This window comes from Mycolicibacterium grossiae, from assembly GCF_008329645.1.
GTDB lineage: Bacteria > Actinomycetota > Actinomycetes > Mycobacteriales > Mycobacteriaceae > Mycobacterium > Mycobacterium grossiae.
This window is the reverse complement of the sequence record NZ_CP043474.1, coordinates 5,176,244-5,200,372: the sequence shown is the minus strand read 5'-3', so window position 1 is coordinate 5,200,372 and position 24,129 is coordinate 5,176,244. Positions and strand designations below refer to the sequence as shown.

The 24,129-nt window shown below is 71.6% G+C and carries 20 protein-coding genes, 1 tRNA gene and 2 pseudogenes; 8 read left to right on the top strand and 15 right to left on the bottom strand.

Annotated features, from left to right (window positions below):
* The first annotated feature begins 43 nt into the window (after positions 1 to 43).
* Positions 44 to 1,960 (top strand): MFS transporter, encoded by a 1,917-nt coding sequence (locus FZ046_RS24880; protein WP_246182855.1) that lies wholly within the window; start codon positions 44 to 46, stop codon positions 1,958 to 1,960.
* Here FZ046_RS24880 and FZ046_RS24875 read toward each other — a convergent pair.
* Together FZ046_RS24875 and FZ046_RS24870 are read right to left on the bottom strand one after the other, a co-directional pair.
* Entirely contained in the window at positions 1,935 to 2,315 is a 381-nt protein-coding gene (locus FZ046_RS24875; RefSeq protein WP_083298033.1) for a DUF3817 domain-containing protein, read from the bottom strand. The genes FZ046_RS24880 and FZ046_RS24875 overlap by 26 nt on opposite strands.
* Positions 2,315 to 2,713, bottom strand: a complete 399-nt coding sequence (locus tag FZ046_RS24870) for a hypothetical protein (protein WP_070351880.1) — start codon at positions 2,711 to 2,713, stop codon at positions 2,315 to 2,317. Before FZ046_RS24870 ends, FZ046_RS24875 begins: the two co-directional genes overlap by 1 nt.
* Positions 2,714 to 2,853: 140 nt before the next feature.
* Here FZ046_RS24870 and FZ046_RS24865 point away from each other — a divergent pair.
* Positions 2,854 to 2,936: transfer RNA gene (locus tag FZ046_RS24865), tRNA-Leu, on the top strand.
* An 84-nt stretch (positions 2,937 to 3,020) separates the two neighbouring features.
* Here FZ046_RS24865 and FZ046_RS24860 read toward each other — a convergent pair.
* The 4 genes from FZ046_RS24860 to FZ046_RS24845 all read right to left on the bottom strand — a co-directional run bounded on the left by FZ046_RS24860 (position 3,021) and on the right by FZ046_RS24845 (position 10,290).
* Positions 3,021 to 4,658 carry a peptide chain release factor 3 gene (locus FZ046_RS24860; protein WP_070351879.1) on the bottom strand — a complete coding sequence of 546 codons (1,638 nt, stop codon included), beginning with the start codon at positions 4,656 to 4,658 and terminating at the stop codon, positions 3,021 to 3,023.
* 55 nt (positions 4,659 to 4,713) lie between these two features.
* Positions 4,714 to 7,080 carry a lysylphosphatidylglycerol synthase transmembrane domain-containing protein gene (locus FZ046_RS24855; RefSeq protein ID WP_070351878.1) on the bottom strand — a complete coding sequence of 789 codons (2,367 nt, stop codon included), beginning with the start codon at positions 7,078 to 7,080 and terminating at the stop codon, positions 4,714 to 4,716.
* A 46-nt stretch (positions 7,081 to 7,126) separates the two neighbouring features.
* Complete coding sequence (locus FZ046_RS24850; protein WP_070351877.1) at positions 7,127 to 8,911, bottom strand: penicillin-binding transpeptidase domain-containing protein; 1,785 nt, start codon at positions 8,909 to 8,911, stop codon at positions 7,127 to 7,129.
* 83 nt (positions 8,912 to 8,994) lie between these two features.
* Positions 8,995 to 10,290: a multidrug effflux MFS transporter gene (locus tag FZ046_RS24845; RefSeq protein ID WP_149484337.1), complete on the bottom strand. Its 1,296-nt coding sequence runs from the start codon at positions 10,288 to 10,290 to the stop codon at positions 8,995 to 8,997.
* Positions 10,291 to 10,362: 72 nt separating this feature from the next.
* Between FZ046_RS24845 and FZ046_RS24840 the strand changes: the two genes are divergently transcribed.
* Positions 10,363 to 10,815: a MarR family winged helix-turn-helix transcriptional regulator gene (locus FZ046_RS24840; RefSeq protein ID WP_070351875.1), complete on the top strand. Its 453-nt coding sequence runs from the start codon at positions 10,363 to 10,365 to the stop codon at positions 10,813 to 10,815.
* 32 nt (positions 10,816 to 10,847) lie between these two features.
* Here the strand turns inward: FZ046_RS24840 and FZ046_RS24835 are convergent, their stop codons facing one another.
* The 4 genes and pseudogenes from FZ046_RS24835 to FZ046_RS24820 all read right to left on the bottom strand — a co-directional run bounded on the left by FZ046_RS24835 (position 10,848) and on the right by FZ046_RS24820 (position 14,904).
* The gene (locus tag FZ046_RS24835) at positions 10,848 to 11,885 is read right to left on the bottom strand and encodes an acyl-CoA dehydrogenase family protein (RefSeq protein ID WP_070351874.1); all 1,038 of its coding nucleotides are present in this window, start codon (positions 11,883 to 11,885) and stop codon (positions 10,848 to 10,850) included.
* The gene (locus tag FZ046_RS24830; RefSeq protein WP_070351873.1) at positions 11,882 to 13,072 is read right to left on the bottom strand and encodes an acyl-CoA dehydrogenase family protein; all 1,191 of its coding nucleotides are present in this window, start codon (positions 13,070 to 13,072) and stop codon (positions 11,882 to 11,884) included. The genes FZ046_RS24835 and FZ046_RS24830 overlap by 4 nt, the downstream gene beginning before the upstream one ends.
* Positions 13,069 to 13,754: pseudogene (locus FZ046_RS24825) on the bottom strand (acyl-CoA dehydrogenase family protein). The gene FZ046_RS24830 and the pseudogene FZ046_RS24825 overlap by 4 nt, the downstream one beginning before the upstream one ends.
* Positions 13,751 to 14,904: pseudogene (locus FZ046_RS24820) on the bottom strand (acyl-CoA dehydrogenase family protein). Before FZ046_RS24820 ends, FZ046_RS24825 begins: the two co-directional pseudogenes overlap by 4 nt.
* Before the next feature lie 58 nt (positions 14,905 to 14,962).
* On the opposite strand from FZ046_RS24820, the gene FZ046_RS24815 reads away from it, so the two are divergent.
* On the top strand, positions 14,963 to 15,733 hold the full coding sequence (locus tag FZ046_RS24815) for a FadR/GntR family transcriptional regulator (RefSeq protein ID WP_070351870.1): 771 nt from the start codon (positions 14,963 to 14,965) through the stop codon (positions 15,731 to 15,733).
* A gap of 33 nt (positions 15,734 to 15,766) precedes the next feature.
* Here FZ046_RS24815 and FZ046_RS24810 read toward each other — a convergent pair whose 3' ends face one another.
* The 4 genes from FZ046_RS24810 to FZ046_RS24795 all read right to left on the bottom strand — a co-directional run bounded on the left by FZ046_RS24810 (position 15,767) and on the right by FZ046_RS24795 (position 19,437).
* Entirely contained in the window at positions 15,767 to 16,630 is an 864-nt protein-coding gene (locus tag FZ046_RS24810) for a GAF and ANTAR domain-containing protein (RefSeq protein WP_070351869.1), read from the bottom strand.
* A gap of 166 nt (positions 16,631 to 16,796) precedes the next feature.
* Positions 16,797 to 17,099 (bottom strand): hypothetical protein, encoded by a 303-nt coding sequence (locus FZ046_RS24805; protein WP_070351868.1) that lies wholly within the window; start codon positions 17,097 to 17,099, stop codon positions 16,797 to 16,799.
* The gene (locus tag FZ046_RS24800; protein ID WP_070351867.1) at positions 17,096 to 18,610 is read right to left on the bottom strand and encodes a class I adenylate-forming enzyme family protein; all 1,515 of its coding nucleotides are present in this window, start codon (positions 18,608 to 18,610) and stop codon (positions 17,096 to 17,098) included. Before FZ046_RS24800 ends, FZ046_RS24805 begins: the two co-directional genes overlap by 4 nt.
* Complete coding sequence (locus tag FZ046_RS24795) at positions 18,607 to 19,437, bottom strand: SDR family oxidoreductase (protein WP_070351866.1); 831 nt, start codon at positions 19,435 to 19,437, stop codon at positions 18,607 to 18,609. The genes FZ046_RS24800 and FZ046_RS24795 overlap by 4 nt, the downstream gene beginning before the upstream one ends.
* 232 nt (positions 19,438 to 19,669) lie before the next feature.
* Between FZ046_RS24795 and FZ046_RS24790 the strand changes: the two genes are divergently transcribed.
* The 4 genes from FZ046_RS24790 to FZ046_RS24775 all read left to right on the top strand — a co-directional run bounded on the left by FZ046_RS24790 (position 19,670) and on the right by FZ046_RS24775 (position 23,823).
* A complete protein-coding gene (locus tag FZ046_RS24790) occupies positions 19,670 to 21,247 on the top strand; it encodes a methylmalonyl-CoA mutase family protein (RefSeq protein WP_070351865.1) in 1,578 nt (525 codons plus the stop codon).
* Between the two features lie 2 nt (positions 21,248 to 21,249).
* Positions 21,250 to 21,675, top strand: a complete 426-nt coding sequence (locus FZ046_RS24785; RefSeq protein ID WP_070351864.1) for a cobalamin B12-binding domain-containing protein — start codon at positions 21,250 to 21,252, stop codon at positions 21,673 to 21,675.
* A 49-nt stretch (positions 21,676 to 21,724) separates the two neighbouring features.
* Positions 21,725 to 22,681: an LLM class F420-dependent oxidoreductase gene (locus FZ046_RS24780; protein WP_070351863.1), complete on the top strand. Its 957-nt coding sequence runs from the start codon at positions 21,725 to 21,727 to the stop codon at positions 22,679 to 22,681.
* 92 nt (positions 22,682 to 22,773) lie between these two features.
* Positions 22,774 to 23,823: a CaiB/BaiF CoA transferase family protein gene (locus tag FZ046_RS24775; RefSeq protein WP_070351862.1), complete on the top strand. Its 1,050-nt coding sequence runs from the start codon at positions 22,774 to 22,776 to the stop codon at positions 23,821 to 23,823.
* Here the strand turns inward: FZ046_RS24775 and FZ046_RS24770 are convergent.
* Positions 23,811 to 24,116 carry a 2Fe-2S iron-sulfur cluster-binding protein gene (locus FZ046_RS24770; RefSeq protein ID WP_070351861.1) on the bottom strand — a complete coding sequence of 102 codons (306 nt, stop codon included), beginning with the start codon at positions 24,114 to 24,116 and terminating at the stop codon, positions 23,811 to 23,813. The two genes, FZ046_RS24775 and FZ046_RS24770, sit on opposite strands and share 13 nt — an antisense overlap.
* Between the last annotated feature and the right edge of the window lie 13 nt (positions 24,117 to 24,129).

Genomic DNA, 24,129 nt, shown 5'->3' with positions numbered 1-24,129 from the left:
ACGCCATTTCGCATAGTTCGGCTAACGATGTAGTGTTCGCGGCGTGCGTCGTGGTCTGCTGAGCTTCGGGTCCGCGGCCCACCCGTCGCTGCTGGTCGCGGTGCTCGCGGCGTCGGGCGTCAGCGTCTCGCTGATGCAGACGCTCATCATCCCGCTGGTGCCGGGTCTGCCGTCGCTGCTGTCGACCAGCCCGGCCAACGCGTCGTGGGCGGTCACGGCGACGCTGCTCACCGCGGCGGTGGCCACACCGGTGTTCGGGCGGCTCGGCGACATGTACGGGCCCAAACCGATCCTCGTCACCTGCTCGGTGATGCTCATCGTCGGCTCGCTGGTGGCGGCCAGCACCAGCTCGCTGCTGCCGCTGGTCGTCGGGCGCGCCCTGCAGGGCTTCGGCATTCCCATCATTCCGCTCGGCATCAGCGTGCTGCGCACCTGCGTCCCGGCCGAGCGCGTCGGTCCCGCCATGGGTTCGATGAGCGCCTCGCTCGGCGTCGGTGGCGCCCTCGGCCTGCCGCTGTCGGCGGTGATCGCGCAGCACTACGACTGGCACATGCTGTTCTGGTTCGCGACCGCCCTCGGTGTGCTCGCGCTGTTGATGTTCACCTTCCTGGTGCCGCACGTGCCGTCGCGTTCGTCGGACCGGCTCGACCCGCTCGGCGCGCTCCTGCTCGCCGCCGGACTGGTGACGCTGCTGCTCGGCATCTCCAAGGGTCAGGGCTGGGGGTGGACGAGCGGCCTGACGCTGGGCATGTTCGGCGCGGCGCTCGTCGTGTTCGCCGTCTTCGTGTGGTGGCAGCTGCGGGTGCCCTCGCCGACGGTCGACCTGCGCACGACGTTGACGCGTCCGGTGCTCGCCACCAACGTCGCGTCGGTCGCCGTCGCCTTCGGCATGTTCGGGCTCTCCCTCGTCGCGCCGCAGATCCTCGAGATGCCCACCGCCACCGGCTACGGACTCGGCCAGTCGCTGCTGTGGACGGGGCTCTGGATGGCTCCCGGCGGCCTCGCCATGATGGTGACCTCGCCACTGGCCGCGCGGGTCGCCGCAGTGCGGGGACCGCGCTTCACGCTGGTGGTCGGTGCGCTGATCATCGCCGCGTCCTACCTCGCCGGGCTGGTGCTGCTGGCCGCGCCGTGGCAGATCATGGTGCTCAACGTCCTGGTGTCCATCGGCGTCGGCTTCGCCTACGCGTCGATGCCGGCGCTCATCAACGCCGCGGTGCCGATCTCGGAGACCGCCGCCGCGAACGGGATCAATGCGCTGGCGCGTTCGTTGGGAACCTCGATCTCCAGCGCCGTGGTCGGCGCGATCCTGGCCGGGATGACGATGTCGTTCGCCGGCCGGGAGGTGCCCACGCTGGCCGGTTTCCGGACTGCGTTGCTGGTGACGGCCGCGGTCGCGGCGCTGGCCGCCGTGCTGGCGCTGCTCATCCCGGCGGCACGGGTCAGTGGTCGCGGCGCCCTGGACTACGGCGCTTTGCATTCCGATGACGCCGTGCCCGAACCCGAGCCGTGGGACGATCCGGCGCCGCACCTGGATTCGTCGCTCTCGCTGTTGGGCAGGCACTCGGCGGCGGCAGACGGCGGCGGGCCGCCACCCGGTGCGTCGCGCGCGGTGCTCGGACACATCGACGAGGCGGGATCGACGACGCTGACGGAACTGGCGGATGCGACGGGTCTGGACGTCCCGTCGGCGAGCCGGCACGTGGCGGAGCTGCTGCGCCACGGCCTCGCGTCGGGAACCGGCCGCGTCGAGCACGGGCGATCGCCGGTGTTCTACCTGACGCCGCGGGGGTGTGAGTTGCTCTACCGGCTGCGCGGGGCCGTACCGCGCGGGGAGCACGGCTGGGCGGCCGCCGACGTCGCATCGCTGTCCGAGTACGCCGACCGGCTGGCGTGGAGCATCGACGCCGACGAGCGGCGCGATGCGGCGGTGGTTACGCCAGGCCCAGGTCGGCCTTGATCTTGCGGCTTTGGAAGTGCTCGACGATGATGCCCGCGAGCGGGATCGTCCCGGCAAGCAGCACGCCGATGGTCTTGCCGATCGGCCAGCGCACCTTGACGGCGAGGTTCGCCGCGAACAACAGGTAGACGAAGTACACCCAGCCGTGCACGACGGCGATCCAGCTCAGCGAGTCGTCGCCGAAGCCGTACTTCAGCACCATCTCGTAGCAGAGCGCGATGAGCCACAGACCCGTCACCCAGGCGAGAACGCGGTAACCGGTCAGCGCCTTGAGGATCGTGTCCTTCGGCGGCGCGGGCACGGGGTCCGCGGCCTCCGGCCGGTCGGCGGGCGCTTCGGGGTCGGGCGAGGTCATCAGGAGGTCCTGTCGGTCGATCGGTCGGACGGATCGGGCTTATCGCCCCGGTCGGTGCGGGCCAGCTCGGCGAGGTAGGCGTTGTACGCGGTGAGTGCCGGATCGTCGTCGGCCGCCACGGGCGCCGGGCGCTCGGGCAGCAACCCGGCGGGGATCTCGGTGGGGCGGTCGGCCTCCGGGGCGGGCGGCGGGGCGTCCTCGTAGCGGACGAACTTGTAGTACGCGTAGAAGCAGAACACCGCGAACATCGGCCACTGCAGCGCGTACCCGAGGTTCTGGAAACTGCCCGACGTCGACTCGTAGCGGGTCCACTGCCACCAGGCGAGCCCCAGGCAGCCCGCCGCGCCGAGGCACACCAGCGCGATCAGCGCGGGTCTCCTACGGCGCGTAGTGGACATGGTCCAACGGTACCGCGCCTCGTGCCTCCGCCGAACGAGAGCGTCACGTCGCTGGCGCCGCCCGATCACGACGTGACGCTCCAGTTCGGCGCGGTGAGTGCGGGAGGACGGCGGGGTGGCGCGCTAGTATTCGGGGCGCGGCGGGCGTGGCGAAATGGCATACGCGCGGTCTTTAGGTGTCCGTGCTCGAAAGAGCGTGTGGGTTCGACTCCCACCGCCCGCACATCTCGACGTCGAGTGTGAACCTCCCGACGCGACACGCCGTGACGGCGTCGTGCGATTCACACTCGGCCGGCGGCCGACGGGCTCAGTCGTCGCCGGCGGCGACCAGGGAGCGCAGGACCACCTTCGGGTTGTCGCGCTGGAAGCCCTCGAGCCGCCACTTGGTGGCGAACAGCGCGAGCATCACGCCGTCGGTGCGGGTGAGGACCTCCGCGGACGGCTGCCGGTTGACGAAGTCGGCGTCCTCGGGGTCGACGATGCGCGCGACGGTGTACGGCAGCGGCTCGAGCGAGATCGGCGCGCTGAGTTCGGTTGCCATCCGGTGCGTCGCCACCTCGAACTGCATGGGCCCGACGGCCGCGAACACCGGCGCCTGGTCGCCGCGGCGGTCGGAGCGCAGCACCTGCACCACGCCCTCCTGCTCGAGCTGCTCGATGCCCCGGCGGAACTGCTTGTGCTTGCTCGGGTCGGTGCCGCGCGCCACCGAGAAGTGCTCGGGGGAGAAGCTCGGGATCGGCGGGTACACCACCGGCACGTCGCGGTACAGCGTGTCGCCGGGCCGCAGCGCGTTGGCGTTGGCCAGGCCGATGACGTCGCCGGGCCAGGCGTTGTCCAGCGTCGTCCGCTGCTGACCGAACACCGACTGCGCGTACTTGGTGACGAACGGCTTGCCGGTCGCCGCGTGGGTCAGCACGTCGCCGCGCTCGAAGGTGCCCGAGCAGACGCGGGCGTAGGCGATGCGGTCGCGGTGCGCCGAATCCATACCGGCCTGCACCTTGAACACGAACGCGCTGAACGGCTCCTCCGGGCTGCGGGCGTGGCCCTCGACGTCGACCTGGCCGTGCGGCGGCGGGGCGAGTTCGACGAGGACGTCGAGCAGCTGGTTGACGCCGAAGTTGAGCGCCGCCGAGGTGAACAGCATCGGCGACGACTCGCAGCGCAGGAACGTCTCGCGGTCGTAGTCGGCGCCGTCGGCCTCCAGCAGTTCGGACTCCTCGACCGCGCGGTCCCAGTCGTCGCCCGCCGAGACGCGCGCACCCTCGGGGTCGAAGTGCTCCTCGGGTGCCGCGGTCGCGCCGCCGGCGGTCCGGGTGAACTTGACGTAGGTGCCGGTGCGCCGGTCGAGCACGCCCTTGAAGTCGCCCGCCACGCCGACCGGCCAGGTGAGCGGCGTCGGCCGCAGACCAATCCGCTCGGTGATCTCGTCGACCAGCTCGAGCGGTTCGCGGCCCGGGCGGTCCCACTTGTTGATCACGGTGATGATGGGGATGCGCCGGTGCCGGCAGACCTGAAAGAGCTTCAGCGTCTGCGGCTCGAGACCCTTCGCGGCGTCGATGAGCATCACCGCGCAGTCGACGGCGGTGAGCACCCGGTAGGTGTCCTCGGAGAAGTCGGCGTGGCCGGGAGTGTCGAGCAGGTTGATGACGCAGTCCTGGCCGTGGGTCGAGTACGGGAACTGCAGGGCCGTGGACGTGATGGAGATGCCCCTGGCCTTCTCCATCTCCATCCAGTCCGACACCGTCGAGCGGCGGCCGGCCTTGCCGTGGATGGCGCCGGCTTCGGTGATGACGCGGGCGTGCAGCACCAGCGCCTCGGTGAGCGTGGACTTGCCCGCGTCCGGGTGACTGATGACGGCGAAGGTGCGGCGGCGGCGGGCCTCGGCGGAGATGCGGTCTGCGGCGGGCCCACGCACGGCCGACGGGGCCGGAGGGTTGTCGATCATGCTGACTCGATGATATTGGGGTCGGCCGCGAATCCGTAATCGTCGCCGGTGCGGGTCAGATCATGTCCCTGCGGGTCAGCCACCGCATGACCGGCCAACCGATGAAGACGGGCAGCCAGCACGTCAGGACGCGGTACAGCAGCACCGACGGCACGGCGATCGCGGCGGGCACCCCGAACGCCGCGAGGCCACCGATCAGGGCGGCCTCCACGGCGCCGACGCCGCCCGGCGTGGGCGCGGCCGACGCCAGCGTGCCGCCGATCATCGTCACGACGGTGACGGTGACGAACGAGGTGTCCCCGCCGAACGCCGCGACGCTGGCCCACAGCGCCAGCGCGGCGCCGAGAGTCGTTGCCGCACAACCGAGGACGATCACGGCCAGGCGTTTGGGCTCGCGGGCCAGGTCGACGAGGTCGTGCGCCACCTCGCCGAGCCGCGGCCGGACCGCGGTGGCGAGCCAGCGCCGCGCCTTCGGGATGAACAGGAACGTGCCCACCACCCCGAGGGCGGCGCCGCCGATCAGGTACAGCACGGTCGCCGACGGCACGAAGTGCTCCAGGTTGGCCGACGCGCCGGCGACCGCGGTGAAGAAGACGAGCAGGGCGACGTGCGTGATCACCTGGACCGACTGCTGCAGCGCGACCGCGGCGGTGGCGCGCAGCGCGCCGAGTCCGGACTTCTGCAGGAAGCGCGTGCTGAGCGCCAGCCCGCCGACGCCGGCGGGCGTGGTGGTGGCGGCGAAGGTGTTGGCCACCTGCATGATCGTCAGGTTGCCGAAGTGCACCTTCTCCGACGCACACGCCCACAGCGCCGCGGCCGCCCCGACGTAGGTCAGTGCGGAGACGGTGAGCCCGAGCAGCGCCCACCACCAGTTGGCGGTGCCGAGTTCGGCGAAGAACGCCGGCACGGTGGAGATGAACGGATAGGCGACGTACACCAGCGCCACCAGCAGGACCATCTGGATGAGCTGGTTGCGGCTGAAGCGGGTGATGGTCTCGGACTGGATCCGGTCGGCGCCGGTCTGCCGCTTCACCTCGTCGCGTGCGCTCGAGGTGACGGCCTTGAAGTCGTCGACCGAGCGTCGGAGCCGTTGCGGCATGGCCGTTCTCGACAGCCGCCGCGACGCCGTGAGGACGGTGCCGGCGTCGAACGCGTCGATCGCGGCCGCGACGGCGGGCTGGGCGCCGTGCAGCGCCGTCGTCGTCACCAGCAGCTGGGCCACGTCGGACTGCAGCTGCACGTCCGACGCGCCGTACTCGGCGTTGCCGAAGCCTCCGAACAGTGCGGTGCCGTCGGCGACGGTGATCTCGCGGGCGCGCAGGTCGCCGTGCGAGATCTGGTGAGAATGCAGGTCGCGCAACGACGTCCAGGCGGCGGACGCGTCGGCTGCCGCGTCGAGGGTGGCACCGCGCGCCTCGGTGTGCGCGTACAGCGTCCACCCGCGGTCGAGGGCCGCCACCGCCACGGTCGTGGTGTTCGACAGCCCGAGGTCGTCGACGGCGATGGCCATCAGCGCACGGTGCTCGACCGCGCGGCGCATCGAGGTCTGCAGCGGCGCGGTCTCGTCGTTGCGCAGTGTGAGGTAGCGCCACAGCTGCCGCATGGCGCCGCCGCTGCGCTGGTTCGGTCCATACAGTTCGACGACGGCGGGCTCGCCGCCTTCGCTGCATTTGGCGGCCAGCACCAGCGGTCCCGGGCCGGCGGGGCGGACGACCCGCAGGCCCGACGCGGTGCAGCCGCGCCGGGCCAGGGCGCGCACGGCGCCGATCAGCGGGACCTCCAGGGCCGGGGTGCCGACGACCAGCACGGTGAGCGCGCCGACGAACCAGCCGACCGACAGCCCGAGCAGCGAGCGGGCCGGCACGACGGCGCTGACGACGAGGTGGATGGGCACGAACGCCAGGAGCAGCGTCCACCACCACCGACGCCAGCGGGCGGGCACCCACGGCCCCGAGACGGTCAGGACGGCGGCCAGCATCGCGATCCAGCGGGGATCGTCGAGGAATTGCGACAGCGTGGTGTTGAGCCGTTCGAACAGGTCGAAGTGCCAGCGCGGTGCGGCGATGCCGTTGGCGGTGATCGACAGCGACAGGATGGCCAGTAGCCCGGCGGCCGCGTAGGCGCCGAGGAGCTTGTACTGCCGCGTCAGGATGAGCCCGATGAGGATGACGAACGGCAGGGCGAGGATCGCGATGCCGTACACGAGGTACACCAGGTTGGACTGGGTCGGCGTGAGCACCCCGACGATGTCGGAGATCGAGCGTTCCAGCGCCACCCAGTCGCGACGCGTGACCAGGGAGCTGGTGACGATCACGGCCAGGAACGCGGTCGCGAAGCCGAGCCGCAGGATGTCGTTGGTGCGGCGGTGCAGCGGCTGCAGCAGCCTGCCCGAGACGGTGATGTCCCGGCCGTCGACGCGCATCGCCTAGCGTCCCTGGCTTCGGATCACGGGCACCGCGCGCCTGCCGTCAGCCCGCGACCGCGGGACGCAGGAAGTCGCCGGTGACCGCGACGGCCGGTGCCGAGGTGTCCCCGCCGACCACCAGCGTCGCGAAGGCGATGTCACCGACGATGCCGGCGAACCAGCCGTGCGAGTGGGCGTTGTCGCCGAACTCCGCCGTGCCGGTCTTGCCGCCGAGTCCCGGGACGTCGCGCAGCGCGGTGGCGGTGCCGTCGGCCACGGTCTGGCTCATCATCGCCCGCAGCGCGTCGACGACGCCGGGCGGCAGCGGCGTGGCCGCGGTGTCGGCGGTGGTCTGCTGACCGACGACGAGCGACGGCGTGATCGTCGCGCCGTGGCCGAGGCTCGCCTCGGCCACCGCCAGGCCGAACGGGCTGACGGTCACGGTGCCCTGCCCGATGCCGTTCTCCACCTTGAGGGCGGGGCTGTCGGCGTTGGGCACCTTGCCGGTGATGGTGGTGAGCCCGGGGATGACGTAGTCGACGCCGATGCCGAAGCGCTTGGCCATGGCAGGCAGTGCGTCGGCGGGCAGCTGGTCGGACAACAGGGCCATCGTGGTGTTGCAGGACCGGGCGAACGCTGTGGTCAACGGGACGGTGCCGAGGTCGAACTCGTCGTCGTTGGGGATCGTGCGGTTCTCCACGGTGACCCGGCCGGGGCAGGGCTCGGGACTGTCCGGGGTGGCGATGCCGGCCTCGAGCGCCGCGGCCGTCGTGACGGTCTTGAACGTCGAGCCGGGCGGGTAGGCGCCCGAGAAGGCGATGGGTCCCTGCGCGTCGGCCGCGGCGTTCTGGGCCGCGGCGAGGATGCCGCCGGTGCTCGGGGAGATGGCCACCAGGACCGCGGGGCGGCGTTCGGTGGCGACCGCCCGCTGGGCCAGCAGTTGCAGCCGGCTGTCCAGGGTCGTGCGGACGGGTGGCGTGTCCTTCGGCGGCGTGGCGGCGAGTCGTTCGGTGGGCCGGCCGTCGCGGTCGATGAGCAGCACCGACCAGCCGGCGTCGGCGTCGATGGCCTTCTGCCAGAGGTCGGGCAGTCCGGCCATCGCCGGCGAGGACAGCTCGCGGTTCGCGGTGAGTAGTGCGCCCTGTTCGGCGACCTGAACGCCGGGGATGGCGGCCAGCTGGTCGCGCACCAGGTTCAGGTCGGCCTCGCGGAGCCGAACCACGGTCACCGTGGCGTCGGCGGTGCCGGCGAACTGGTCGGTGATGCTGGCGTCAGTGATGGTGGGGGCGAACTGCGCCAGCAGCGGCGCGAGCGCGGCCGCGGATGCTTGGTGGTCGCGCGCCAAGGTGACGACGCCGACCGTCTGCCACGTCAGCAGCGGGACGCCGTCGCGGTCGGTGACGGGGGTGAGGTACTGCTTGTCGTCGCTGTACTGGAACGTGACACCGGGCGCCAGGTCGGGGTGCAGGACGGTCGGCGCCCACGTGACGCGCCAGTCGTCACCGCGCTGCACGGCCGTCGCGGTCGCGTCGTAGCGCAGCGTCCGGTCCGGGCCGAAGGTCCAGGTGTAGTGCAGGGTCGCGCCCTCGTCGTCGTTGTCGGCGGCGGACGAGACGTCGACGGCGACGGTGGCGGCCGTGCCGAGCCCGTCGAACATGGCGGCGAGGACCGGCGTGGCGGCGGCCTGGTCGGTGGTGGCGGCCGCGGCCGCGGGGACGTCGCGGCGGGCGAGCGCGTCGGCGAAGGCGGCGAAGGCGTCGCGCGGCCCGCCGCCGGAGAACGCCGAACAGCCCGTCGACACCAGCAGCAGGACACACGTCGTCAGTGCCAGCACGCATCGTCGGTTCATGTCGGTACGAGGGTAACCACGATGCGGTGCGGTGACGTTGCGCCGCGCGGGGTCCACGAGGCGGGCCAGGTGGGGGAGCGCCGCTAGGCACGCCCCCATTCGACGACGAGTTCGTCGGCGTCTGTGTCGGCGGCGTCGGCGTCGGCGGTGGCAGGCGCGTGGGCGTCGCCGCCGCGGCGGCCTGCCACGACGAAGCCGACCAGCGCGAGAACGGCGGTCGACACCATGACGATCCCCGCGGGCACGGCCGTACCCGCGCCGGCGATGCTCACCAGGGGTGAGACCGCCGCGGCCACGCCGAACTGCAGCGCGCCCAGTACCGCCGAGGCCGTGCCGGCGGCCCGGGGTGCCGCGCCGAGTGCCAGCGCCGTGGTGTTGCCGAAGATGAGGCCCATGCTGCCGACGGTGACGAGCAGCGGCAGCGCCAGCCAGCCGGCCGGGACGTCGCTGAGCGCGAGCGTCAGCAGGACCACGGTGGACACCAGGATGGCGCCCATGCCCACGGCGGCGATGCGCCGGACGTCGTGGCGGGCCGTCAGCTTCGCGGAGGTGGCGCTCATGGCGAGCAGGGCGAGGGCGTTGACGCCGAACATCGCGCCGTACTGGCCTGCGGACAGTCCCATCATCGATTGGTAGATGAACGGCGACGCGGAGATGTAGGCCATCATCGTGGCGAAGGCGCCGCAGAACGCGATGGCGTGCCCGAAGTAGTCGCGACGGGTGAGGTCGCGCAGCGGCGAGCCGAGTTCGGCCTTGGTGGCGCGCAGCGCGGCACGGCGGTGCTCGGTGTGCGTCTCGCGCACGATGAGCAGGACCGACATCAGCATCAGCGTCGACAGGCCGAGGATCACCGCGAGCGCGCCGCGCCAGCCGATCGGCCCAACCAGCGCGCCGCCGGCGAGCGGCGCGACGACCGGTGCGACGCCGCCGACGATCATCATCAGGCTGAAGGCGCGCGCCGCGGCCTTGCCCGTCGCGAGGTCGGCGATGATGGCCCGCCCGATCACCATGCCGGCGGCACCGGCGACGCCCTGCGCGAACCGGGCGCCGACGAGGACCTCGACGCTGGGTGCGAAGACCGTGGCCGCGCTGGCCGCGACGCACACCGCGGCGCCGACGACGAGGGGGCGCATGCGGCCGAAGCGGTCCGACAGCGGTCCGAACACCAGCTGTCCCACGGCGAGGCCGAGGAGGAACGCGGTGAGCGTCAGCTGCACTGCGGTGGCGGAGGTGTGCAGGTCGGCAACCATCGCGGGGAAGGCGGGCAGGTAGAGGTCGGTGGCGAACGGTGCCACCGCCGAGAGCAGTGCCAGCGTGACCAGCAGGGCCGGCGTGATCGTCCGGCCGGCGTCGGTCGGCAGGGCGCGGGTGGAGGCCACGGGGCATCCCCTTCCAAATGGTTATCAAATGATACTTATCAGCTTACAACCATTCGGCGTAGGCTCGGAACCGTGCCCGCACGCGACGATCGTCACACCGAGTACGCCGACCTGGCCGACCTCATCCTCGCGCTCGCGCGCGCCATCACGGCCGACGCGCACACCGATCCCGCCGTCGTCGAGCTGACCGCCACGGAGGTCAACGTGATGCGCTTCGTCGACCGCAACCCCGGCACCTCGCCGAGCGCGGTGGCGGCTGCCACCGGCATGCAGCGCAGCAACCTCAGCCGCGCACTGCGCGACCTCGAGGCCAAGGGGATGATCGCCCGCACCGCCGACGAGCACGACGGCCGGCAGTCGCGGCTACATCCGACCGCCCGTGCCGGCGCGAATCTCGCTCGGCTGCGGGCGAAGTGGAGCCGGCTGCTCGGCGGCGCCGGTGCTGATCCCCGTCACCTCCGCGCAGCGCTCGAACTGCTCGCGCAACTCGAGGACGGCCTCGCTCCGGCTCCGGCAACGTCCTGACCGAAGCGCCGCGTCGCGCGGTCGGCCGCGCCCTAACGCACCGCGTCGGCGTAGCGGGCGGCTAGCGTACGGCGGTGCTCCGCGGGGGAGCCGAACAGCACCCGGTTGAGGGCGGCCCGCTTGAGCGAGAGGTGGATCCCGCTCTCCCAGGTGTAGCCGATGCCCCCGTGCAGCTGCATCGCCTTGCCTGCGACGTCGACGGCCATGGCCGTGGTGTAGGACTTCGCCATGGCCGCGGCCTCGCCGGCATCCGCACCGGCCGCCACCCCTGCTACGGCGTCGGCCACCAACCGGCGTGCGACGCGAATGCCGACGAGCATGTCGGCACACGCGTGCTTGACGGCCTGGAACGAACCGATCGGCCTGCCGAACTGGTGCCGGACCGAGGCGTAGTCGACGGTCCGGGCCAGCATCGCCTCCGCCACGCCGAGGCTGTCGCAGGCGACGGCCACGGCGGCGCGCTGGGCGCAGCGGTCGGCCACACCGGGCGCGGACCAGGCGTGCAGCACGGCCGCGCCGTCGGCGTCGACGCTCGCCAGGGAGCGCGTCGGATCGACCACGGCCATGCGCGACACCGCGGCACCGTCGGCCAGGAGCACGGCGTCGTCGGTGACGAGCAGCAGGACGTCGGCCCCGGGGGCGTCCGGCACGAACCGCGCGGTGCCGGTCGCCATGGTTGTTGCGGTGCTAGTTCCTGCGGTGCTGGTTCCTACGGTGCTGGTTCCTGCGGCGGACGTGCCTGCCACCCCGAAACCCGGTGCGACGCAGGCGGTGGCGCCATTGGCGATGCGCGCCAGCAGGTCGTCGCGGGTCGCGTCATCGGGCAGCCCGGTGAGCACGCCGACGGCCAGCGTCACCCCGAGCAGGCCGACCGGCGACGCCGCCCGGCCGCACTCCTCGAGCACCACCGCGGTCTCGGCGAACGTGGCGTCCGCGCCGCCGAGGTGGTCGGGGACCTCCAGGCCCGTCCAGCCCGCGTCCACCACCCGGGCCCAGTCGGCGTCGCCCGTGCCGAGGACGTCGCGTGCCACCGCGCGCAACTCGTCGTGCAGCTCCTCGAATCCGCTCACGACGGCACCGGATCCCGCGGCAGACCCAGTCCGCGTTCGGCGATGATCGTGCGCTGGATCTCGCTCGCGCCCCCGGGGATCGTCCACTCCCAGGACCCGACGAAGTCGAGCATCCACGCCCCGGATTCCCACCCGCTGGACATCGGCTTGGTCAGCACCGTCTGCGCCTCCAGTCCGCCGATCTCCGCGCCGAAGTCGGTGATCCGTTGTAGCAATTCGCTGTAGAACAACTTGACGATCGACGGATCGGCCGGGCCGACGTCGCCGCGGTCGTGCCCCTCCACGACCGCCCGGCACAGACCGCGCAGACCGGTGATCTCGGTCTCGAATTTCGCGAGCGTGTCGGCCACCGCGTGGTCGTCGAGCGGTCGGCTGCCGTCCGGCCGCGGTCGCCCACACTCTGCGACCAACCAGCGAAAGCCGGCGTGGCCCAGCCGTTCCGCCAGCTCCAGCATCGTCATGCCGCGCTCGGCGCCGAGCGTCGCCTGTGCCGCCTGCCATCCCGCGTTCTCCGGGCCGATGAGGTTGGCGGCGGGGATCACGACGTCGTTGAGGAAGATCTCGCAGAAGTGCGAGTCGCCAACGGCGTTGCGGATCGGCCGCACGTCGATGCCGGGCGTCGACATGTCCATCAGGAAGTACGAGATGCCCTTGCGTTTCGGCGCGTCGGGGTCGGTGCGGGCCAGCAGCAGGCACCAGTCCGCGTGCCGGCCGCCGCTCGCCCACAGCTTCTGCCCGTTGACGACGAACTCGTCGCCCTCGCGGCGTGCGGTCGTCCGGAGCGCCGCGAGGTCGGACCCGGCTTCCGGTTCGGAGAAGCCCTGCACCCAGATCTCGCCGTCGAGGATCGCCGGCAGGTGACGCCGGCGCTGCTCCTCGGTGCCGGCGATGAGCAAGGTCGAGGCGGCGTGGTGGATGCCGACGAACGCCAGCACCAGGCGGGGCGCGTCGGCTGCGGCCAACTCCTGGTACAGCACGATCTGCTGGGCCACCGGCATCCCGCCGCCCCACGCGGCGGGCCAGTGGGGCACCGCATAGCCCGCCGCGTGCAGGCGGGCGAACCAGTCCTTCTGGAAGGCGACGAACGTCGCGTCGTCGGCGCCGGTCTGGGTGTCCCGCCAATCGGACGGCACGTGGTCGGCGCACCACTGCCGCACCTCGGCGCGGAAGGCGTCGAGGTCGGTCACCGCGTCAGCTCCGGGTGGGTGCCGAACAGTCCGGTCAGGCCGTGCCGCCCGGTGCGCGTGGCGAGCAGCTCGCGCGTCGCGCTCAGTCCCAGCGGCAGGCGGCGCAGCGGCTGGCTGTACCGGGACAGCCAGGACAGCGTGGTCTCGTCGCAGAAACCGACCGCCCCGTGCAGCTGGTGGGTCACCCGGAAGACGACCTCGGCGGCCTCGAGGGCGGCCATCCGCAACGCCAGCGCGTCGTCGAGCGCCTCCGGTCGCCCGCTGCCGGCGCTCCACAGGGCGTACTTGGCGAGGACGTCGACGCCGGCGCGTTCCACCTCGGCATCGGTGAGCTGGAATTGCACGCCCTGAAACCCGGACAGCGGTTGGCCGAACTGCCGGCGCAACCGGACGTGCTCGACCGTCACGTCGAGCGCGCGGTCGAGCATGCCGAGCAGCGTCCAGCAGGGCACCAGTACCCCGCGCTGCGGCACAGCGCCGCCGCGGCCTCCAACGAGTCGGCGTCCGTTCGCGGCGTCAGCTCCCACGCGCCGAGATCGGTGAGCACGGCGCCCGCGACGGCCTCCCGTGACCGCGGATCAGCCTCGGCGGCCCGAACCAGCGCGTCGCCGCCGGCGGCGTCGAATGCGCGTCGCGCCTGCGCGCCGAACTCGAGAGCCTCGGGACTCAGGTCGATGTTCATCGCGGCGCCACCATGCTGCGCGCCAACAGGATGCGTTGCATCTCGATGCTCCCGGAGGACACCGTGGCGGCCTGCGAGTAGCGCCAGTGGTCGTTGACTTCGCGCAGGAATAGTGCGCTCGCCGGCGGGGCGTCGGCACCGATCTCGGCGGCGATCTCGACCAGCACCTCGGCGCTGACCTGATCGAGGTCGTCACCGCGATGCGGTAGGCCGCGGCGTCGGTGGGGGTCACCGTGCCGCCGGCCTGCAGTGCCACCACGCGGTAGGCCAGCAGGCGCGCCCGGCGGCACAGGGTCAGCGCGCGAACCCAGCGGCCGCGCAACTCCACGGAGAGGTCGTCCCACCGCTCGCCGAGCGCGTCGGGCGCCAGGTGCAGCAGCCGCTCGCACCGGGCGTACCGCGCGATGCCGACGCGCTCGAAGGCCAGCACGGCCTGCACGATGGACCAGCCGTCGTCGACGTCGCCGAGGACGTCGTCGGCCGTGACGCGGAGATCGTCGAAGAACACCTCGTTGAGGTGGTGCGGGCCCATCATGCAGCCGATGGGGCGCACCGTGATCGCCGGATCGTCCATGGGCACGAGGAATATCGTCAGCCCCTGCTGCTTGCGGGCCACGCCGCCGTCGCCGACCCGCGTGGTGCGGGCCAGCAGGAAGCACCACTGCGCCATCGTCGCGTAGGACGTCCAGATCTTCTGGCCGTTGATCCGCCAGCCGTCGCCGTCGGGTGTGGCGGTGGTGCGCAGCGACGCGAGGTCGGACCCGGCCTCCGGCTCGCTGAAGCCCTGACACCAGATGACCTCGCCGCGCGCGATCGGCGGCAGGTGGGTGCGCTGCTGGGCGGGTGTGCCGTGCCGCATGAGCGTGGGGCCGACCCAGTTGACGCCCATGTACTGCGCGCCACGCGGCTCGTGGTGCGCCCACATCTCCTCGCGCACCACCGTCTGCTCCCAGGGTGACGAACCGCGACCGCCGAACTCCTCGGGCCACGACATGCACAGCAGGCCGCGATCGGCGAGCAAGCGGCAGAACCCCTGGGCGGTCTCCAGATCAGCGGGGTCGGACGTGAACGCGCCGAGGAAGTCCTCGGGCAGGTGGTCGCGCACCAGGCCGCGCAGCTCCTCGCGCAGCGCCGTTGCCGCGCCACTCATTTGGAAGTCCACCCGGCGATCGTAGAGCAATCCTTATAAGGATTGCTAGTATTCGGTCGTGACCGGGCGGATCCCTCAGCAACGCATCGCGGAGACCGTGGCCGCCGAACTGCGCGAACGCATCCTCACCGGCGCCGAGGGCGAGCGGCTGCCCACGCAGGACCAGCTGGTGCGCGAGTTCGGCGTCAGCTACCCCTCGGTGCGGGAGGCGCTGCGGATCCTCGAGACCGAGGGGCTGGTGACGGTCCGCCGGGGCAGCGTCGGCGGTGCCGAAGTGCACCGCCCCGACCAGACCTCGGCGGCCTACCACCTCGGACTGGTGTTGCAGGGCGCCGGCGTGACGCTCGGCGATCTCGCCGAGGGCCTGCTGCATCTCGAGCCGCTGGCGGCCGCGGAGGTGGCTCGGCGGCCCGACCGCGCGACGGCGGTCGTCCCCGCGCTGACCGCCAACGTGGACGCCTCGGCGGAGGTCGTGGCCGACGGCGTGGCCTTCACCCGCGTCGCCCGCGAATTCCACGACCTCGTCGTGGCCTTCACCCCCAACGGCACCATCCGGTTCGTGGTGCGCAGCCTCGTCGCGCTGTGGTCGGCGCAGGAGCGCCAGTGGGCGGCCGCGGTCTCCCGGCGGGGTGAGTATCCGTCGCCCGCCGAGGCGCGCGGTGCCGTGCGCACCCACCGCCGTCTCGTCGACGACATCGCGGCGGGCCGTGCCGACGACGTCCACCGCATCACCCGTCGGCACCTCGCGGCGACGCAGGCGGTCCTGCTGTCGCGGTTCACCGGCGACGTCGTCGCCGCCGCTCGGGGACCGCGCGCCGCCAGTCGGTGACGCCCCTGACGCCGTGACAGCGCTGGGAGCGTCCTACTGGATGGCGGAGATCCGCGGCGGCAGCGCGATCGGCGTGGGGCTCACACCGCCGGTGCCGCGCTGCGCGGCGCGGGCCGCGCGCGCCGCAGCGTGCACCGACGCCACCACGCGGGGCATCGTGACGAGGTTGTACCAGTGCAACCACCGTGCGCACTCGTCGGCGTGCAGCCGGATCATCGTCTCGATTGCCTCGGGTACCTCGTGCGGCGCCGCGAAGACCGCCGCCACCGCCCCCTGCAGGTCGCCGTGCTCGTCGAGCAGGGGGACCGAGAGCAGTGCGCGGACGCCGGCGGCGAGGATCGCCGCGCGATCGGTCGCACCGTAGATCGGCGAGGTCGCGACGTCCGCGACCGCGGTCGCGGACCGCCGGGCCAGCGTGGTGCCGCTCGCGGTGCCGGTGTCGTCCAGATAGGCGAACAGGTCGAGGAAGTCGCGGTCGAAGCCGTGCTGATTCTCGATGATGAGGCCGCCGTGTACGGGGTCGCGCAGTTGGACGAGGCCGAAGTCGGCGCCGGCGGCCGCCGAGACGCCGGTCATCAGATCGGTGAGGATGCGCTTGCGGTTGGGCTGGGCGTCCGCGCCGTGAGTGGAGAACGTCAGGGCCGGCGCAGCAGGACGCGGGCGCCTGCCGTTGGCGGCCGGTTCGCGCTCGGAGAGGAATGCCGCCGCCACCGCGCGCAGCTTCACGTTGTGGGCCTGCGAGGCCTTCTGCAGAGCGCCGAAGCCGTCGTCGGGGTCGGTGAGGCCGTGCACCTGCTGCACGCGGGCGATCGCGGCGCGAATCGTCTTCCGGGACAACAGCCCGACACGCGGGATGGCGGGTGCGGCCACGCCCGTCGCGGTCGAGGAGTCATCCACCAACCGGCTCCGCCTTCGCTTCGAGGAACCCCGACGGGGTTCGTGGTGACCAAGGGAGCTGCGCTGTCGAACCTCGGTGCTAGTGCCGTCAACGTACCCCGCGCACGGTGCCCGCGCGCATGGATTCCACGAACCCCCGCCGGCGACGAGCGCGGGGGGAGAGACGTCAGTCGCTGGCGGGCAGCGGCTTGGCTTCCTTGACGTTCAGGGGGGTGGTGCCGACGCTGAGCGTTCCCTTGCCCGCCTTGGTCACGAGCACCTCGGCGCCCGAGTCGGTCACGTAGCGCTTGCCCATCAGGTTGCCCTCGGCCAGGCCCTCGTCGAGGGACAGCGCCGCGTCGACGTCGCTGCCGACGGGCACCATCGGTGCGCCGCCGGCGCGCAGGTCGTCGAGGTCGTCGGCGCTGCGCACCACGATCACCTGGGTGTCGCAGACCTGGCTCTGCAGTCGGGTGCCGTTCTTGATCATGCGGGCTCCTTGGTCGCGGTGGGGATGGTGCCGGAATTCAGCTCGCCGACGAGTTCGCGTCGCAGCACCTTGCCGGTCGCATTCGTCGGGAGTTCGTCGCGGAAGACGACGCGGTCGGGGGTGCGTGACCCGCGCAACTGCGCCCGCACGTGCGATCGCAGATCCTCGGGATCGGGTTCGGTGCCCGCGTCCGGCACGACGACGGCCACGATGATCTGTCCCCATTCGGGGTCGTCGGCGCCGACCACCGCACAGTCGCGCACGTGCGGGTGCTCGACGAGGACGTCCTCGATCTCGGCCGGGGCGATGTTCTCCCCGCCGCGGATGATGGTGTCGTCCGAACGGCCGCCGATGAACAGGTAGCCGTCGGCGTCGAGCAGCGCGACGTCCTTGGTGGGAAACCAGCCGTTCTCGTCGAGCACGGACCCGATGTCGGTGTAGCGCCCCGAGACCTGTTCGCCCCGCACGAACAGTTCGCCGGTCTCGTCCGGGCCCAGCACCGTGCCGTCCTCGGCGCGGATCTCGACCTCGACGCCGGGGACGGGCTGACCCACCGAGCCGAGCCGGCGGGCGGCGGCGGCGTCGGTCGCCGCGAGGGCGGCACGGTGGTCGTCGGGGGTGAGCACGGCGATGGTCGAGCTGGTCTCGGTGAGACCGTAGGCGTTGACGAACCCGACGTTCGGCAGCAGTGACAGCGCCTTGCGGACCAGGGGCAGCGGCACCTTGGAGCCGCCGTAGGCCAACGTCCGCAGCGACGGCAGCGCTATCGCGTCGGCGTCGAGCACCGTGACGATGCGGTCCAGCATGGTGGGCACCACCGTGGCGGAGGTGACGTTCTCGGTGCCCACCAGCCGCACCCACTCGGCGGCATCGAAGTGCGGGAGGTACACCATCTTTCGGCCGGCGTAGGGATTCGACAGGGCCGCACCCACGCCGGCGATGTGGTACGGCGGCACGCAGATCAGCGCCGCGTCACCGGGTTCGGCGGACGCGAACTCGACGGTGCCGGTCACGTAGCTGGTGAGGTTGTTGTGGGTGAGTTCGACGGCCTTGGGCTTCGACGTGGTGCCCGAGGTGAACAGCACGACCGCCACGGCATCGGGGTCGGCGAACTCGGTGACCGGCTCGGCCGTGCGCGCCGCGGCGAGGAACTCGTCGGCGCTCATCGAGCGGTAGCCGTCGCCGACGGCATCGCGGTACTCCTCGTCGACCACGACCAACGGTTCCGGCAGCCGGTCGAGCAGGGCCCGCAGGCCGTCGGTGGACAACCGGTAGTTGAGCGGTGTCACCGGCACGGCCGCGCGCGCCGCGGAGAACAGCAGCAGGGGAAGCAGTGCGCCGCCCAGGCCCACGTAGGCGACGTGCTGGGCGCCCGACGCCGCGATCACGCCGGCGCCGCCGTCGGCGAGCGCACTCAGTTCCTCGGTGCTGAGCCGGACGTCGCCGGACACCACCGCCGTCCGCTCGGGCTCGGCGGAGGACGCCATTTCCAGAAGCAGCGAGATACTCATGACTGGTCCAGGAAGATATCCCACATCGGCTGATCGCCACCCCCGTAACGGGACAGGTCGGTCACCCCGGATGCGCTGAGCACGTCGGCATCGATGAAGCACTGACCGTTCACCTCGCCGGCGGGCCGGGTCAGGATCGTCGCCGCCGCATCGGCCATGATGTCCGCGCTGCGCGACCGCCGGACGAGTTCGTCGCCGTCGGCGAGGTTGGTCACCGCCGACGTCGCGATGTAGGTCTGCGGCCACAGACAGCTGAAACCGATTCCGGCGTCGGCGTACTCGCTCGCCCAGCCCAGGCTGAGCAGTGTCATGCCGTACTTCGACAGCGTGTAGGACGGGTGGGCGCCGAGCCAGTACGGGTTCAGGTTCAGCGGCGGCGCCAGGGTCATTACCTGTGCGTTGGTCCCCCCGCGCAGGTGGGGTAGCGCGGCCTTGGTCAGCAGGAACGTGCCGCGGACGTTGATGTCCATCATCAGGTCGAACTTCTTGGCCGACAGTCGTTCGGTGGGCTCGGTGGCGATCGCGCTGGCGTTGTTGACGACGACGTCGATGCCGCCGAAGCGATCGACCGCCGCCTCGACCGCGCGCGCCACGTCCTCCTCCTTGCGCACGTCGCCGACCACCGCGAGGCCCTTGCCGCCGGCGGCCTCCACCTCCTCGACCGCCGTGTGGACGGTGCCGGGCAGCTTGGGGTGCGGCTCGCTCGTCTTGGCCAACAGGACGACGTTGGCGCCGAGCCGCGCGGCACCCAGCGCGATCGCCAGCCCGATGCCGCGGCTCCCGCCGCTCACCACCAGGGTCCGATCGGCCAATGGCTGCTGTGTCATGGGCGATCCCGCTCCGCTCCTCGCCGTGGTCGGTGCTCCGATGGTAGCCGACCGACAGTCACGTTCTCATTTTTTGCAAGTGTCATGCTCGCACACGGCGCGGGCGCACTAGTGAGGGGGAATGGACCGTACGCCGACCCGGGTTGCGACGGCGCACGTCACGCGGTCGATCGCCAATCCTTCCGTGTAGCGGTATTGGCATTCTCATTTTCTGCAAGTACGTTATCAACCGATGAGTGACGTCGTTGAGACTCCATCGGGCATCCCGCTGGAGCCGGTCTACGGACCGTCCGACCGCGAGAGCGAGCCGTCCGCGCCGGGCGAGTATCCCTTCACGCGCGGGAACTTCGCGTCCGGCTACCGCGGCAAGACCTGGACCTTCCGGCAGTACTCGGGGTTCGGCACCGCCGAGGAGAGCAACCGCCGCTACCGGTACCTGCTCGACCAGGGTGGCACCGGCCTGTCGGTCGCCCTGGACCTCCCCACGCAGTGCGGCTACGACTCCGACGACGAGGAGTACGGCGAGGAGGTCGGCCGGGTCGGCGTGGCGGTCGACACCCTGGCCGACGCGGAGGTCCTCTTCGACGGCATCCCGCTGGACGCCATCAGCACCAGCTTCACCATTAACGGCACCGCCGCGATCCTGCTGGCGTTCTACGTCGCCGCCGCCGAGAAGAAGGGCGTGCCGCGCGAGAAGCTCACCGGCACCATCCAGAACGACATCCTCAAGGAGTACGCGTCGCGCGGCACGTGGATCTGGCCGCCGGAGCCGTCGCTGCGGCTGATCGCCGACACCATCGAGTTCTGCGCGGCGGAGGTGCCCCGCTTCAACGCGATCTCCGTGGCGGGCGCACACTTCCGCGACGCCGGCGCCAATGCCGTGCAGGAGATGGCGTTCACCCTCGCCGACGGGGTCACCTACTGCGACACCGTGGTCGAACGCGGCCGGATGACCATCGACCGGTTCGCGCCGCAGATCTCGTTCTTCTTCTACACCCACGGCGACTTCTTCGAGGAGATCGCGAAGTACCGTGCGGGACGGCGTCGTTGGGCGACCATCGTCCGGGAGCGGTACGGCGCGACGACCGACAAGGCGTCCATGTTCCGGTTCGGCTGCGTCTCCGGTGGGGCGTCGCTCTATGCGCCGCAAGCGCAGAACAATCTGGTCCGGGTGGCGTACGAGGCGCTGGCGTCGGTGCTCGGCGGCGTGCAATCGATGTTCACCGCGGCGTGGGACGAGCCCTTCGCGCTGCCCAGCGAGGAGTCCGCGACGCTCGCCCTGCGCACCCAGCAGATCCTGGCGTACGAGACCGGTGTGACGAAGGTGGCCGACCCGCTGGGTGGTTCGTACTTCGTCGAGGCGCTGACCGACGCCACCGAGGCGAAGATCGTGGAGATCATGAGCGACCTGGAAGCTCATGGCGGCATGGTCCGCTGCATCGAGGACGGGTACCTGCAGGGCTTGATCGCCGACGAGGCGTACAAGATCCACCAGGAGGTGGAGTCCGGCGCCCGACCGGTGGTGGGCGTCAACAGGTTCGTCGTCGACGAGCCCGCGCCGGAGATCGCGACCTACGAACTCGACGCCGAGGGGCGCGATCTGCAACTCAAGCGGCTCGCGAAGGTGAAGGCCGAGCGCGACGGCGTCGCGGTCACACGGACGCTGGCCGCGTTGGCCCGCGGCGCGGAAGGGGACGACAACCTGATGCACCGACTCATCGACTGCGCGAACGCCTACTGCACGGTGGGCGAGATGGTCTCGACGCTCAAGTCCGTGTGGGGCGAATTCCAGCAGCCGGTGGTGTTCTAGCCATGGCGCAACCCGCTTCCACCCACGCCCACCCGGCCCGCGTCCTCGTCGCGAAACCCGGTCTGGACGGTCACGACCGGGGCGCGAAGATCGTCGCACGCACGTTGCGCGACGCGGGCTTCGAGGTCATCTACACCGGCATCCGGCAGCGCATCGAGGACATCGTGTCGATCGCGCTGCAGGAGGACGTGGCGCTCGTCGGGCTCTCGATCCTCTCGGGTGCGCACGTGGCGTTGACGACCCGCACCGTCGATGCCCTGCGCGCCGCCGACGCCGGTGACATCGCCGTCGTGGTGGGCGGCACGATCCCCGAGTCCGACGTGCCCAAGCTGCTCGACGCCGGTGCGGCCGCGGTGTTCCCGACCGGCACGCCCCTGGACATGCTCGTCCGCGACGTGCGCGCGCTGACCGAGAAGGTGGAGCACTGACGATGCGCATCAGCGAGCCCGGCAGGGGCAGGCAGCACGGGGGTCGGCGATGAGACTGGGCGTGATGATCGGGGCCGAGCGCGGCGACATGACGCGCAAGGTCACCAAGTTGGTGGCCGACATCGAGTGGGCCGAGTCCGCTGGTCTGGACACCGCGTGGATGCCACAGGTGCCCGATGACTTCGACTGCCTCACCATGGTGGCGTTGATGGCCGCACACACCTCCCGCATCGAACTCGGTACGGCCGTCGTCCCGCTGCAGGCGCAGCACCCCATCGCTCTGGCACGGCAGGCACTCTCGGTGCACGCGATGGCCGCGGGGCGGCTGGCGTTGGGCGTCGGACCGTCGCACCACTGGATCGTGCGGGACATGCTCGGCCTGCCCTATGACAAGCCCGCGGCCTACACCCGCGACTACCTCGAGGTGCTCGCCGCCGCGCTGACGGGCCCGGGTGACGTCGACGTGGAGAACGACGCGTTCACCGTGCACAACCCGACCGTGCTGGGCGCCGAGAAGCCGCTGCCGGTCCTGGTCGCCGCGCTGGGGCCGGTCATGCTGCAGATCGCCGGTGCGCACGCCGACGGCACCGTGCTGTGGATGGCCGACGAGAAGGCCATCGGCGAGCACATCGCGCCGAAGATCACCAGGGCGGCCGCCGAGGCGGGCCGGCCCGCGCCGCGCATCGTGGCGGGGATCCCGGTGTGCCTGTGCGCGAACTCGGAGATCAACGCCGCCAAGGAGCGCGCGAACCGCATTTTGGCCGAGGCGGAGACGTCGCCCAACTACCAGCGGCTGCTCGACCGCGGGGAGGCGCGCAACGTCGGCGACCTGTGCGCCGCCGGCGACGAGGACGCCATCCTGGCCCGCTTCCAGCAGTTCGCCGACGCCGGGGTGACCGATCTGTCCGTGCGACTGCTGCCCATCGGCGACACCCGCGACGAGCTGGTGGCGTCGAAGTACCGGACGCGCGAGGTGATCGCGGAACTCGCCAAGCGGGTGCGATGAGCGCTTGCGCGAAGAGCAGAGTGACCCGATGAGCGCCTGCGCGAAGAGCGGAGTGACCCGATGAGCGCTTGCGCGAAGAGCAGAGTGACCCGATGAGCGGGCCGCTGGCCGGGATCCGCATCCTCGAGGTCGGCGTGATGCTGGCCGGTCCGTACGCGACGATGATGCTGGCCGATCTCGGCGCCGAGGTGATCAAGGTGGAGCCGCCGGGCGGCGAGATCTCCCGCCAGGTCGGAGACAGCTATTTCGCGAGCCTGAACCGCAACAAGCGCAGCGTCTGCCTGGACCTCGCGTCGGAGGAGGGACAGCGGCGACTCTCCGACCTGGCGGCGGACGCGCACGCGCTGCTGGTCAACATGAAGCCGTCGGTGATCCGCCGGCTGGGGCTGACGTACGAGGCGCTCTCCCGTGTCAATCCGCGCCTGGTGTGCGTCGCGCTCACCGGATACGGGCTCGACGGCGGCGACGACCCCGCGTTCGACTACGTCGTGCAGGCGGCGACCGGGGTGGCGGCGATGACGGGGGACCCGGACGGGCCGCCGACGCTGCCGGGCTATTCGTCGGCCGACAACTCGACGGGGCTGACCGCGGCGCTCGGTCTGCTCGCGCAGATCGTGTCCGGCCGCGGCGGGCAGGTCGACGTGTCGCTGCGCGACGTGATGCTCTCGCAGCTCAACTACCGGGCGTCGGCGTACCTGAACGACGGGGTGGCTCCGCGCCGGCACCCGTACGGTGCGCACTCGTACTACGTTCCGGCGCAACTGTTTCCGACCGGGGACGGTTACCTCGCGCTGTTCATCACCCATGACGGGTTCTGGCGATCGTTCTGCGCCGAGGCCGGCATCGGCGGTTTCGCGACGATGGCCGAGCGCTCGGCGCGGCGCGACGAGGTGCTCCCGCTGGTGACCGCGGTGCTCGCCACGGACACGGCGCTGGGTTGGGAGCAGCGGCTGCGGCCACTCGGCATCCCGGCCGCCGCGGTGCGGTCGTTGCCGGAGGCGCTGGAGGCGACGCCCGAGGCGATCGTCACGGCCGGCGAGCACCGTCTGGTTGCCGGCTCGGTGAAGATCGCGGGCTTCACCCCGGAGTACCGGCCCGCCCCCGCACTGGACGAGTACTCGGCGCGGTGTCAGTCGTCGTAGCTGACGTGGACGTTCGGCGTGTCCGGAACGGCCTGGCAGGTCAACACGTAGCCGTCGGCGACCTCGTCCTCGTCGAGCGCGTCGTTGACCTCCATGGTGGCCTCGCCGTCGATCAGCTTGGCCATGCAGGTGCCGCAGTTGCCCGCCTCGCAGGAGAACGGGGGCCCCATGCCTGCCCGCCGGGCGGCTTCGAGCAGCGTCTCGCCGGGGACCATCTTCACCGTGGCGGTCTTGCGGTCGAGGAGGATCGTGACCTCGCCGGCGTCGCCGCTGGGGGCAGGGTCCGCACTCATCGCATCCACTCCT